The sequence below is a fragment of the Bacillus sp. 5mfcol3.1 genome (genome assembly GCF_900114335.1).
GTDB lineage: Bacteria > Bacillota > Bacilli > Bacillales > Bacillaceae_G > Bacillus_A > Bacillus_A thuringiensis_S.
On the sequence record NZ_FOST01000001.1, the window covers coordinates 70,242 to 83,619 of the forward strand.

A 13,378-nucleotide genomic window follows, 5' to 3' on the forward strand; every position below is an offset into this window, starting at 1 on the left:
GTGTATTTAAAGTTTTTTAAGTAAGAAACAGGAGGAGAATCTGTAAATGAATATGACAACTAAGAGCCCTACAAGTGGCAAAGTTGATACTTCTAATTTGAAACATACCCCCATTTTAATTGCATTACTTTTAGGAGCAATGGTTGCATTATTAAATGAAACATTACTTGGTAATGCGTTAACGGTATTAATGAAAGAATTTGACGTAACCGCTTCAACGATTCAATGGCTTTCTACAGCTTACATGTTAGTAGTTGGGGTTTTAGTTCCAATTACAGCGTTACTTCAGCAATGGCTCACAACGAGACAAATGTTTTTGATCGCTATGGTAACGTTTTTAGTCGGTACATTAATTGCGGGATTCGCACCGACATTTTCCGTTTTATTAATTGGCCGTATCGTCCAAGCTGTAGCGACGGGGTTAATTACACCGTTATTAATGAATACGATTTTAATCATTTGTCCACCTGAAAAACGTGGTGCGACAATGGGATTAATCGCACTCGTGATGATGGCAGCTCCGGCAATTGGCCCTACATTATCTGGAGTAATTGTGGATTCATTAAATTGGCGCTGGTTATTCTATATTGTTATTCCTATCGTGATCATTTCCATTATGATTGGGATGAAGTACATTCAAAATGTTTCAGAGTTAACAAGGCCAAAAGTAGATTACCCATCTATCCTTTTATCGACATTAGGATTTGGCGGGCTTGTGTATAGCTTTAGTGCATCGGGTGATTTAGGATGGTCCGATGCAAAAGTGTATGGCACTTTAATTGTTGGGCTTATCTCATTATGTATTTTTGCCGTTCGACAATTGAAAATTGAGAATCCAATTTTAGAATTACGAGCATTTAAAGTTCCGATGTTTACATTATCAGTTGGATTAATTGTCATTGTGATGATGTCGTTATTTTCAACGATGACTTTATTACCGATGTTCCTGCAAACTGTTTTACTCGTTACAGCTTTTAAATCAGGAATTATCATGCTTCCGGGAAGTGTTATTAGCGCCATAATGGGACCAATCGCAGGTAAACTATTTGATAAATTTAGTCCGAAAGTTATTATCGTTCCCGGCATTGTCTTAGTAGGAATTGCAATGTTCTTATTTAAAGGCATTACTCCTGATACATCAATGGTACAAATTATTGTCATGCATAGCGTATTAATGGTTGGACTCATGTTTGTCATGACAGCACAAACATACGGTTTAAATCAATTAACACCAGATTTATATCCGCACGGAACAGCACTATTTAGTACGTTGCAACAAGTAGCTGGTGCAATTGGTACAGCTATCTTTATTTCGAAAATGTCTTCAGGAACAACTAAGTATATGGAAAGCTCCGCAAATCCACTGGATCCAGTAGAGAAGTTAAACGGTTTAACGTCAGGGTTCCAAGGTGCATTTGCACTTGGGTTAATCTTTATTATTGTTGCATTTATCGTATCGTTATTCTTAAAAGAAGAGAAAGAAGGAGTAAAGGCAGCGAGGGTTTTACAGAACGAACATTAAGGTTTATATAAAAAAGGCATCTTTCCCTAGAAAAGATGTCTTTTTTATATTTTTTTCGTAACACTTGTTTTGGGGTCTTCATACATAAGAATTGGTATGTACAATAATTATCCTTTTTGAGAATAAGGATGCAAAGCCGTACTAATAACTAATAGTTCACCAGATGATTTAGTGACATCGTATATAGATCCTGTTATGAGAATAGGCATAGTCATGATTGTGAAGTTGTTATATTGGTATTAAATGATTTATACGTTTTTTATAGTAAAAATTAGAGACACTTCAATAAAAAGGAATTAAATATGGTATTCTTTAGTTAATATATTTAAACGAAGACAGGGGAAATGAAGATGGACAAGAAGCTAACGTATTGGCTAGCATCTATTATAGGGGGAGTAGTACTTGCAACTGGTATGACTTATGGAATGTTACAGTTTGCTGAAGTCCCGCTTGAGAGTGAGGACCATGTTTTTGCAGAGGTTAATAAAGAAGACACACTATCGAATGAAGCAGAAGTGAAAGGCTCAAATGCACAACTTCACATTACAGTAACTTCTACTGAAGAAGAAGTTATTTCAGCTATGCATAGCATGACTCATCAAAAAGTAAAAGCGTGTGAAGGAAAGGGAGCAACCCCTATGTCCAAAAAGAATGCAGAGAAAGTAAGAAACATTCTAAACGGAAACAATTTCAAGAATAAAGAAGAGCTATTAGCAATTACTGAAAGATGGGCAAACAGAGATTTTAGTAAAATTTTAGAAGAACATAACTATTTTATTAAACTTCAAGGTGGCAAGATAGGTGAAGCTACAGTAATGGATAAGATAGACGAGAAAGTATTCTGTTTCAATACTTTCGGTGATGATGTAACGGCCGCATTAGTTAAATCAGGAGATCTTCAGCCACGTTAAAGTGTCTTTCTCAATTATAAGAAAAGCCTCAAGTATTCATATACTTGAGGCTTTTCCAATGGAAAGATAGGAATGATCCGAATTCCTTACATTAAGAACAAAGTGGAATTACTCCTAAACCAATTAATAAAGCTGCGGCAACTGCTGGAATTGGTACAGGAATTTGAATACCTTCTACAAATAAGAAATACTGACCACTTACTATTTTAAAACAAACTAATTGCATAGCTATTCCTCCCTTCTTTTAGAATTAATACATTATATTAATTTATCTATTTATTGTTATAGTTAAATTATTCATTTTTAAAAATATAGTTAATATGTGAATAGTTTTCGAAAGGACCTGCTCAATCAATACGAAAAAACATAAGATGAAACGAATCCATTAAAATACATGAGTGAACCTTAGTTTTCCCCTCTTATCTAAAGGAGGAACTATTATGGGTTATGGTGGTAGTTGTGGCGGTTGTGGCTTCTCGGGAGGCTTTGCTTTATTAGTTGTGTTATTCATTTTATTAATCATCGTTGGAGCTTCTTGCTTCTGCTAAAAACTATTGGAAAAGACACTCATATGGAGTGTCTTTTCTTTCGTGCAAAATGATTCCTGATAATATCCAACTGTATATAGTATACGGTATATTTTTTCCTCATTAGACATATAAAAATGTTGGAGGGATGTTATGAAACTAGTAGGGAAGCACATTTATATTCGGCTTTATAAAACTGCTGATGCTAACGAGTTAGCTAACTTACATATTAGAAATCGCGAATTTTTTCAACGAGTTTGCCCGTTGCTCCCAGAAGTTTTTTATACAGAAGAACATCAAAAAATACGTCTTGAACAAGCTCTAAAAAAGACAGCTGAAGGGCAAGTATACCCTTTCGGAATCTTTTTAAGAGAAAATGATAAACTGATTGGAGACATTTCATTAACTCAAATTGTTAGGGGAGACCTCCAAAGCTGTTATACGGGATTTACTTTAGATAAGGAGCATAATGCAAAGGGCTATACAACAGAGGCTCTTCAACTTGTTGTAGATTTTGCTTTTAGGGAATTAAAGTTACATAGAATTGAAGCAGGAGCGATGCTTGATAATTTAGCATCTATTCGTGTATTAGAAAAAGTGGGATTTAAAAAAGAAGGTATAGCGAAAGAAAATATAAGGATTAATGGCAAATGGACAGATCATCAAATATTAGCTATCATCAACAGCTTGGATGTGTAAGCTTATTTTGATTCCAATAAAGATAATTATGTAAAGGGCTGTCTATATCGACAGCTTATTATATTTTTTGCTTAGCGTGATTTTTTCGGAATGCTGGCGGCACCTCATGCCCATCAACCTAACAGAACAGGTTGCCCCAAAACTAAAATTTCATCTTTTCATAGGTGTCCATGGGAATTTAGTTCATTTTTTTCGTTTTGGGGAACAATTAATTTCTTAAGTTGATAGCGATGGGGTACGGCCAGCATTTTGGAAAAAAACACGCTAAGAGCATGCAGGATTTTATACAGTTTTTCGGCTAATTCAGTAAAAAACGGAAACTCTGCAACCCACGCCAGGATAGGAATGTATAAAAAAATGAATAGCATTATAGGGGTACGGAAACGATTATGGGTTTCAAGGGCCACTCTGAAATTAAATACCACGCTTCGATTTTGATAAGTGTATTTGAGAAACTCTAAATCCTTTAAAATCAATAACTTGTAAGCTTCTCAATAGAGTACACTCTATTGAGAAGGTAAATATGTAATTATGCATATTTATATTTTTTTATTTTAATAGTAATTAAACCTAATATATAATTAAAAAGTTTTTTACGAATTGATAAGGAGATGCGAGTATGAAGAAAACCATAGGACTTATATTATCATTATTTTAATTACTTTCTACCTATGCACCAATGTTTACAGAGGAAGTCGAAGTTTTAAATCAAATAGGCCGCGTCAAAGAGAAAGGAGATTAGTATTATTATGGATCTCTTCAACATAATGCGAATTTTAGACTAAGGGATTTTCAAATTAAAAAACTTGGTTTTACTGTTTATTAAGAAGGTTCCATAAACGGGCTACTACATTTAAAACATGAAACATCTTATGAACTAATTATTGTTTAGACAGAATGACTTAGGTTGTCCTTATGCGAAATATTAGTATGAATAGAAATTTGATAATTATATAAAACGCCGTAAATGAAGGATAAAATAAGTGCTGATTTTGCAATTATATTTTTAAAAATTGAATAGGAGATCTATTATGAATACAATTAAGAAATTATTTTTAAGTTCTGTGATATGTATTTTATTATTCAGTACAGTAGGAACAGCGTATGCAGAACAAAATGGTCAAGTGAATTCATCATCTTTTATTGACGTTCCTAAAACCCACTGGGCATATAAAGAAATGATGTATATGGCTGAAAATAAGATTATAACAGGATACGGAAATGGATATTTCGGTGCTACGGATCCTATTATTCGCGAACATCTTGCTGCATTCTTGTATCGATATTTAAAACCGCAAGATAGTACCAATAATCCATTTGTTGATATTGGTGATAGCAATTTTAAAAAGGAAATTTTGGCACTTACTGCACGGGGCATATTTAGCGTAAATGTAGAGAAACAATTCAATCCGAAAAATAATATGACGCGTGCTGAAATGGCTGCAGTACTGGTCAGAACATTCGATTTAAAACCGAAAGGGAATTTTGACTTTACGGATATGAAAGGTCATTGGGCTAACGAATATGTCAAAATATTAGCTGGGAATAAAATCACAAATGGTACTGGTGATGGCAATTTTAATCCAAATGGACTTGTCACAAGAGAGCAATTTTCTGTGTTCTTATATAGGACAATCATGGCAACATCAGGTATAAAAAACAATGAATCGGTTGGCTGGGTTGTAGATGGAGAAAAGAAATACTATTATGACAAACCAGGCGTGAAACATACTGGATTATTACGTTCAGGGGAGGATACCTATTTCTTCGATAAAAATGGTAATCTAGCTTCAGGATGGAATACCGTAGACGGAAAGGACTACTATTTTGATACGGTAAGTGGAGCTGCACAAAAAGGATGGTTCTCTCAAACTACCCATTGGTATTATGCAGACGATAACGGTGTGATTCAAAAAGGCAATGTAACCTACAAAGGAAAACAATTCCAATTTGATAGAACAGGTAAAATGGTAAAAGGGTGGATAACAATCCAATCCCTCGACCAAAATATCTACAAATCCAGAACAGTTGTAAGGGGATTTGACCCAATAAAAGTTAGAAAGGATGAAATTCTTGAAGTAGTAGGGGAAGACGGTCCTCTATGGTTTAAGGTGAACTACAATGGTCAAACATACGTTGTGCAAAAATTATTTGCAGTCGTGTTTGATCAATCTCTATCTAATAAAATAGATACAATTCGTCAGGACATTGCAGATTTAAAAACTACTGCAAATTTGGTAAAAATATATTCCGAACGCTTTAAAAAAGCAAAAGAAACTAAAAATTATGATATGGCTCTAGTAGATTCAAGTGAACTTGCAGCAAGCTTATCAGGATTTCTAACTACCATAAAAAATTCTGATATGACGAATTTAGTGAATAAAATCTACGAAAAAGAAGCTGATCCAGCTATAAAAGAAAAATACAATTCTACCATCGCTACTTTAGAGATGATGAATGAGGATTTTGGCAAGATCCACAAATTAATGCTACTAAAAGATAGCATAATGGTTTTAGATAAAGCGAATCAGGATTCAGGTAATATTATTCAACAAATTCAGAATGGTAAAAACCTAGCACAACAAGATAAAATTAAGCTTCAAAACTATGCTAATGATATGACGGCGTATAAAAAACAATTGGTCGAATGGTATGCTGATACTTTGAATGCAGTAACGGATCTAACGGTATCGCTTATTGACCAAACAAGTCTTTACTGGCTAACAATCAATGACACATTTGTTGAGCCAGCAGAAAAATGGGTTGGTACATTACCAAAAGATGAAATCAGTAAATTTGCTGATGGGGTTCGGGACTACGGACAACAAGTTACAGCTATGCATGAAGGTTTTAAAAGCAGATTGCCTGAATATAAACAAATGGCCAGTGATTTACGCGTAGTAAATCAAAGTTTCCATAAGTTTGGAGATTCTGTACAAAAAGCTGGTGCATCACTTCATAAACAAGCAGTAATGGCTGATGGACTAATTAATAGTGTCTCAACGCATGTTGCAGAAGCTCAACAAGCATTTCCAACACTACATACAGATATTATGTCTGGATTAGATGCTGCTAATAATATGATGGATTCTGCTAATAAAATTGCGAGTTATAAAATTGATGTGCCTGCGGCATCCAAAAACATAGGGAATATGGATGGACTAAGAAACACGTTACGTGATTTTGGTGTGCCACCTGAAAAAATGAAGGAGTATTTGGAAGAAGAAAAACGTTCTGCTCAACAAACTTCATTCCTGCTTGATATTACTCCTGGATTTGGAGAACTAAAACAAGGTATCCAGCTCTTTACGGGCGAGGATATGTTTACTCATGAAAAATATGGTCCAAGTGAATTTGTAACAGGAACGCTTGCTGCAGTTACTGGCGGTACAACAAAAATAATTGGCCGTACATTTGGTAAACTTGGCGATCTTGAGAAAAATGCACAGAAACTAGGCAAGGTTTCAAAAGGTGCTCAATCGGGTGAAATTGTTCTTGATAAAGTCAAAACCTATGAACAAGCTAGAAATCAAGCAATGGATCTTTTAGGGAATTTAGGTAGCGACTCTATTCCAATGGTTGGAACAATGAAAAAAAGTGCAGGATATGGTAAAGTAATTGGAAGACAAACTGCTGATAAAAAAGCAAGATGGCGATTAGATTATGATCCTGAAAAAGGTCTACATATGAATGTAGACGATTTTAGAAACGGTAAAGGAAGTAAATCTACTAAATATGCAATTCCAATAGAAGGTGATGAAGAGTTATTTAAATCACTATTAAAACATTTAAACAAGTAAGGTGATAAATATAATGGCAACTTTGTTAGACGAATGTATCGAGGCATTAGGAGAAAATATAGTAGTTTTTGAAGGTGAAGAGAGAGAAAAAATCTTAGATAGCTTTGAAAACTCATTTCCAATTACAAGTTGGGCCAGAATTGATTGGGATAAATTCAGTGATTTCCAAAATATCGTTTATTTGGATGATATAGAAGCATATCTAAATAAACAATACGGTTTAGACTCTTATATCATTTATATTATTTGGGATGAAGCATCCTTACCAATCATAAAAACGAATTTACATCAAATACTACAGGTAATTGATGATGTTACAGCAGTAAGTTTTGATACTTGGCTCTATTCTCCAAATCTAGGATATGCAATAGAGTTTTATCATGAAGGTGAAGTACGTATTGGTAATAAGAAAGAGATTTTAGAATAAGGAGTGAATGAAAAAAGTAGGGGCTTCCCCTACTTTTTTTATGTGAACTTTAATAAGGTTTTCAACCCTATCTATAATAATGATCATTTCTCCTATTTATAAGTACGGGTTAATGAGGCAGCTAACTATCAGTGTTTTTAGAACTGTCGATATTCTTATGTTGCTTTTAAAATAGCTACGGTATTTTGTGAACTGTACCCTATAAAATGGGCAGTTTAATAAAAAAGCTCTAAAAAATCAAGCACTTAAAAGATGGTTCCGATATTCGATCGGGGGCCATCTTTTTTAATGTCCACTGATAACGATTATAATTATACTCTTCTATATAATCCTTTATGTTGAGCTCAAGGGATTCAAAGGTTTGACAATCTTTGTAATCTAATTTATCTATCATATGACCAAAAATGGACTAATTAATAGTGTTTCAACGCATGTTGCAGAAGCTCAACAAGCATTTCCAACACTACATACAGATATTATGTCTGGATTAGATGCTGCTAATAATATGATGGATTCTGCTAATAAGATTTCAGGCTACAAAATAGATACGTCTAATGTTGTTAAAAATGTTGGTAATATGGATGGGTTAACAACCCGCCTTAAAGATTTTGGTGTACCACCTGGAAAAATGAAAGAATATTTGGAAGAACAAAAGCGAACGAATGAATTAGGATCTATGGCGCTTGATTTTATTCCAGTTGTTGGACAAATTAAACAAGGTTTACAAATTTATAATGGAAGAGAATTTTTCACAGACAGAAAATATGAGCCGAATGATTATGTATGGGGAACTGTTTCTACAGTTGTAGGTGGCACTCCTAAAGTTATTGGTCGAGTATTTGGTAAATATGGAGAGTTAGAGCAAAAAGCGAAGGATTTAGGAAAAGTATCAAAGGTAACTGAAGAGATTGGATGGAGTATGCCAAGAGGTGACGGCGTCATTGATGGACGTAAGTACTCTGAACATGCACTTGAAAGAATGGCACCTGATACAGTTCAAGTTCGAGCGGAGCTTACAAAGCGTGCACGTGAAAGAGCTGAAAGGAATGGTTACACATTCGGATCAAAAGAATACATGGAGGAATTAAAAAAAGTTGATCCACGTGGTGTAACACCAAGTGTAGTAGAAGAAACAATTAAGCATGCTACTAAAAAACCTGGAAATAAACCTGGTCTATGGCAATACGATGGGAAAGATGTTAGAGTCGTATTGAATGATAATGGCGATGTTGTATCCGTTGTACCTAATAAATCGTGAATATTATAAATAAAGTGGATTGAGCCCATTCACGTAAGGAGTTATTAAATTGAATATGCAATATGATGAATATGAATTATTAGAAATATTCGAGAGTGAACCAGAAGATTATTTTATTCCAGGTGCAGGTGCATATAGATATAATAAAATAGATAAATTAGGCTTTGAATTAGTAATGATTATGTGTTATTACGAGGAAACTGTTGAATTAAATTTGTATTATAAAAATAAACGCATCTTTGAAACCAAGATGCATTCGGCGAAACGAATCTATACCCGTAATGACTCATTATATGTCCAAGGTGGCGTAGAAAACAAAACAATCGAAGTAAAATTCAAGCCACATTTTACAGTTACAATAAATGAGTTTTAAAAACTTGAAATCAATGTTCGTAAATATTCTGAACATGCTTTAGAAAGAATGGCTCCGGATACAATACAAGTTCGAGCTGAATTAGAGGCACATGCAAAAAGTAGAGGGCTTGTACGTAGTACACAGAAATTTAAAGAATTTGTTAATCCTAGAGGTATCACAACTTCTGTAGTAGATTTTCTGTGCCTTTCCATTGGAAAATCAAGACTGATATAAAAAATGAGTAGAAAAAACAAGGCTCTTACTTCGTGGATACCGCTACAAAGTAAGAGCCTTGTTTCATTATATTTGTTCATACAGTTTTCCTTGTAGTCTTCTGTTTTCATCCTTCAATCGTTTATTCTTTATCAATTTTTCGAACAGGTTGCTCCCAAAAGTTTTTTATACAGAATAACATCAAAAAATACGTCTTGAACAAGCGTTAAAAAAGAAAGCTGAAGGGCAAGTATACCCTTTTGGAATCTTTTTAAGAGAAAATGATAAAATGAAGATAATATTAGGGAATTGTGAGGATGATTACGTTGCTTACTTTGATAAAATTTGTAGTTAGTTATGCTGCAAGTCTATTTGCTTTTATTTTTGGATGGTTCTTAATTTCATATATTTTTAATCCTAGCTTTATTCACCCAGACGTTTTACAGGGGTTCATAAAAACTATCGTCACTTATGGTAGTATACCAGCTCTTATAGCTTGTCTAATTGGGGAAGTCTTATATAGGAAAATTAAACGATGTCGAGAGTTTCAATTTGGAATTCCTTTATTTATAGGACTAGCAGTTATCTATACACTTATACCATTTCTTTTTCTTTTTAATTTTTCTTTTTCATATTTCTTTGACTTCGTTGCACCTGTTATTATGGGTTCCTTAGCGTTTTATTTAGTACGTAGAAAAATATAATTTTCGTTTTGATCCATTATAATAGCTATCTCTGAATCACTAGTTTCAAAAAGCCTTCACGCAATGATGATTGCATGAAGGCTTTTGATGTTTTCTTATTTTTTTGTCTCGTTAACCCATGTAATAATGTCTTGGATGACATACTCGGGAACATTAGCAGGAATTTCGTATTCACTAGGAAGACTTAATTCCCCGTCACCCTCCGTGAAGAAATGATTCAATTTCGGGTATTTTTTGAACTGAACATTCCCGCGGTTTGAAAGTCCTTTCTGCCATTTTGTATATTCATCTTTTACTGTTACTTGATAATCGCGTGCTCCTTGCAAAATGAGTAAAGGCTCCTTTCGTGATTGTGCTTCTTCAACTGGACGCCACCTAGAAACATCATACATAAAATGAGGTGACCCAAAATTGTAGCCAGCTGGAGGATGGTCAGGATTGAAAGCAGGATCCTGGATAAAAGCGACCTGTCTTTTTAATTCATCGATTACTTCCTTTGACTCCCCAAGGTATTGATACTGATCAATGGCAATGTCAGTCAAAGGGCGTGTAGGTGGTGCGAGTAAGATACTTCCTCGGACAAGTGAGGAAGGCGCTTTGCTCAGTATACGCGGCATTGTGCCGGCTCCTAGGCTATGTCCAAGAATGAAAATATTATTTGGATCAATGCCTTCCTGCTGCGCTGCTGATTTTGCTGCATATATAGCATCATCTGTAGTATCACGATCTAACGTAACAGGTTCTGCACTCATCTTTAATGCATGTTCTAAGGTACGTTTTTCATAGCGCAACACTGCAATTCCGTTGGATGAAAGGCCCACCGCAAGGTCGCGTAAGATTTTAGTTCCCATATATGTGCTATCGCGATCATGGATGCCAGCACCATGAACAAGAACAACTACGGGCAGCTTTTCACCACGCTTATGTTTCGGAACTGTTAATGTCGCTGGTAACGGATAGGTAGAATTTCCAATGACGATTTCACGTTCTTGATAGGAGTCAGGTTGATCATAGCTAGGATGGGGGATGGTAAAATATTCCTCGGGTGGCCTTTCTCCAATTTCATCTACTTTCCCGCCAGGTGTGAATTTAAGGAGTAGCGGTATGGTAGTTCCTTCGGTAGCTGCTGGAATTTCCACCGTCTGATGGACCGAGTTTCGTTCTTTTATCACGGGGGTTCCCATGCTTTTTATCCCGCTCCAGCCACTTTGTGTCCACCAGTTTTGTAATGTGGTTGCTGTAAATTTGGATTGAAAAGCAGTAGACGTCAACTGTAGTGCCTCTGCATACTTACCTTGCTGGAGATATTCAAAAAATAATGATGTACGCTCCGTTAAAGAGATTAATTTCTTTTCAGCAGATTGTTTCTCACGTGTATCTGCGTGAATAGTTGTTGTAAGCGGGAAAGATGAAACGCCTAAAGAAAAGAGTAGGGTAAAGGTAAGTGCTGATCTTTGTATTTTCTTTTTTTTATTCATGTTTTAACCTCCAATATGTGATGGTAAAAAACAGGTAGGGTAATTAGGGTTCTGGTGCGAAAACTTAAAAATATTTGCAAGCAATCTCCAAAACTTGGACATACTCATATTATTATTCTAAAAAAACGTAGATTTCTTCTCTTGTCACATGCATATTAATCCCAGAAATAATCTTTCTTCCTTCACTTTATATTTTGATTATACGAAACAAAGTTCTCGTTTTTCTTACTTGATACTTACAAATTCCTTAAGTAGGGGATATTTAAAAATCTTAGCTTGATGAATATGTAGAAGTACTCCTATGTTAAGAGATAGCTTAAGGACCAAGGATTATATTGTTTTTATGAAGAGTTGATGTTATGTTTGTTTTGTAACATATGGTGTTTTATGTATGTAGGAGGATTTATTGAAGAAATTATTAATATTGTTTTTATTAGCTACATTTTGTCTACAGATTACAGGATGTTCTAATAATATGGGTACACTAAGGGAGAAGTCTAAAACTTCAACACCTGTGAAGTCTAAACGCATCAATAAAGGGTGGTACAAACATATGTAATAGTTTGTACCACCCTTTATTGATGTTAGAAGTCATAAAGAAAAGACACCCTAAGGTGCCTTCCTTCGACTTGAACCATCTTAATTTTAATAATATATTGGACTCCCATCCAAATATTATTTTACCATGTTAAGTTGTTTTATTCATTGAGAAATATGCTTTAAAACTATATTTTTAAAAATTATATAGATTTGAACAATATGTATACGAGCCACATATCAAAAAAAAGACACTCTCAAGAGTGCCTCTCCTTAGCAGCCGAATCCGCCGCCCCAACAGCTAGCGCCAACGATGATTAATAAGATGAAGAGCACAACAAGTAAGGCAAATCCGCCGCCGAAACCACAGCCTCCACCACAACTACCTCCATAGCCCATATTAACTCCTCCTTCCATAAAGACCATTTATTAATGGATTTAATTTAATTTATGTTTTTAAGGGTGAATGGAGCAGGTCCTTAAAAAAATAAAAGGATTTTGGAAGTTAAAAAGAGTTGACGACCTTATTTTTGTCACCGGTATTTCGTCTGCTACATATTGTATTTTATTCTGTGTATTGGGGGAAGGAGGATCTTATGGCTAATTCTGAGATGATTTTACGTTTACTTACGGATTTAAAGATTGAACAACAATTGTTGAAAGAACAGTTAGAGAAAATGCAAACAGCTGTGACTATTCTTGAAGAAAAATCAGTGACGCTTAAAGAAAAACCAGCGACTCTTAAAGAAAAAACAATGACTCCTGAAGAAAAACCATCTGTTACAAAGCAAAGAGCTTTTTCTGGACGCCCAACATCTTTTCGTGATTGGAGAGCATCTAGTCAAAAAAATTAGGGAATGTTATGTGAAATGATAAATAAAAAAGTACAGTCTGCTGTAGAAAAGACTGTACTTTTTTATGTCGGTAGAGAATGTTAAGGGAGACGC

The 13,378-nt window shown here is 34.8% G+C and carries 13 protein-coding genes and 1 pseudogene; 11 read left to right on the forward strand and 3 right to left on the reverse strand.

All coding sequences use genetic code 11. From position 1 onward, the window contains the following. Positions 1-46: 46 nt before the first annotated feature. Both BM089_RS00305 and BM089_RS00310 read left to right on the forward strand, forming a co-directional pair. Positions 47-1,522, forward strand: coding sequence for an MDR family MFS transporter (locus BM089_RS00305; RefSeq protein WP_001057560.1), 1,476 nt, complete (start codon positions 47-49; stop codon positions 1,520-1,522). Between the two features lie 350 nt (positions 1,523-1,872). Beyond that, positions 1,873-2,433: a PRK06770 family protein gene (locus tag BM089_RS00310; RefSeq protein ID WP_090975685.1), complete on the forward strand. Its 561-nt coding sequence runs from the start codon at positions 1,873-1,875 to the stop codon at positions 2,431-2,433. Positions 2,434-2,524: 91 nt separating this feature from the next. Here BM089_RS00310 and BM089_RS31740 read toward each other — a convergent pair whose 3' ends face one another. Continuing rightward, the gene (locus tag BM089_RS31740; protein WP_001177693.1) at positions 2,525-2,659 is read right to left on the reverse strand and encodes a hypothetical protein; all 135 of its coding nucleotides are present in this window, start codon (positions 2,657-2,659) and stop codon (positions 2,525-2,527) included. A gap of 214 nt (positions 2,660-2,873) precedes the next feature. Between BM089_RS31740 and BM089_RS00315 the strand changes: the two genes are divergently transcribed. The 8 genes and pseudogenes from BM089_RS00315 to BM089_RS00355 all read left to right on the forward strand — a co-directional run bounded on the left by BM089_RS00315 (position 2,874) and on the right by BM089_RS00355 (position 10,416). After that, on the forward strand, positions 2,874-2,981 hold the full coding sequence (locus BM089_RS00315; RefSeq protein WP_000540375.1) for a YjcZ family sporulation protein: 108 nt from the start codon (positions 2,874-2,876) through the stop codon (positions 2,979-2,981). Positions 2,982-3,113: 132 nt separating this feature from the next. After that, positions 3,114-3,659 carry a GNAT family N-acetyltransferase gene (locus BM089_RS00320; protein WP_044783246.1) on the forward strand — a complete coding sequence of 182 codons (546 nt, stop codon included), beginning with the start codon at positions 3,114-3,116 and terminating at the stop codon, positions 3,657-3,659. 1,031 nt (positions 3,660-4,690) lie between these two features. Beyond that, positions 4,691-7,459, forward strand: a complete 2,769-nt coding sequence (locus BM089_RS00330) for an S-layer homology domain-containing protein (protein WP_090975687.1) — start codon at positions 4,691-4,693, stop codon at positions 7,457-7,459. 13 nt (positions 7,460-7,472) lie between these two features. Beyond that, positions 7,473-7,886 (forward strand): CDI toxin immunity protein, encoded by a 414-nt coding sequence (locus tag BM089_RS00335; RefSeq protein ID WP_000212599.1) that lies wholly within the window; start codon positions 7,473-7,475, stop codon positions 7,884-7,886. 394 nt (positions 7,887-8,280) lie between these two features. Next, positions 8,281-9,144, forward strand: a complete 864-nt coding sequence (locus BM089_RS00345) for a hypothetical protein (protein ID WP_254791350.1) — start codon at positions 8,281-8,283, stop codon at positions 9,142-9,144. A gap of 49 nt (positions 9,145-9,193) precedes the next feature. Next, positions 9,194-9,517: a hypothetical protein gene (locus BM089_RS00350; protein WP_090975689.1), complete on the forward strand. Its 324-nt coding sequence runs from the start codon at positions 9,194-9,196 to the stop codon at positions 9,515-9,517. A 364-nt stretch (positions 9,518-9,881) separates the two neighbouring features. Then, a pseudogene (locus BM089_RS31330) lies at positions 9,882-10,004 on the forward strand (N-acetyltransferase); the annotation flags it as partial. A gap of 25 nt (positions 10,005-10,029) precedes the next feature. Beyond that, positions 10,030-10,416 (forward strand): hypothetical protein, encoded by a 387-nt coding sequence (locus BM089_RS00355; RefSeq protein ID WP_000631589.1) that lies wholly within the window; start codon positions 10,030-10,032, stop codon positions 10,414-10,416. A 95-nt stretch (positions 10,417-10,511) separates the two neighbouring features. Here the strand turns inward: BM089_RS00355 and BM089_RS00360 are convergent, their stop codons facing one another. Beyond that, complete coding sequence (locus BM089_RS00360) at positions 10,512-11,894, reverse strand: alpha/beta hydrolase (protein ID WP_090975691.1); 1,383 nt, start codon at positions 11,892-11,894, stop codon at positions 10,512-10,514. Positions 11,895-12,704: 810 nt separating this feature from the next. Beyond that, entirely contained in the window at positions 12,705-12,830 is a 126-nt protein-coding gene (locus BM089_RS00370) for a YjcZ family sporulation protein (RefSeq protein WP_000540377.1), read from the reverse strand. 197 nt (positions 12,831-13,027) lie between these two features. On the opposite strand from BM089_RS00370, the gene BM089_RS00375 reads away from it, so the two are divergent. Next, entirely contained in the window at positions 13,028-13,285 is a 258-nt protein-coding gene (locus tag BM089_RS00375; protein WP_000013694.1) for a hypothetical protein, read from the forward strand. Positions 13,286-13,378: the final 93 nt, after the last annotated feature.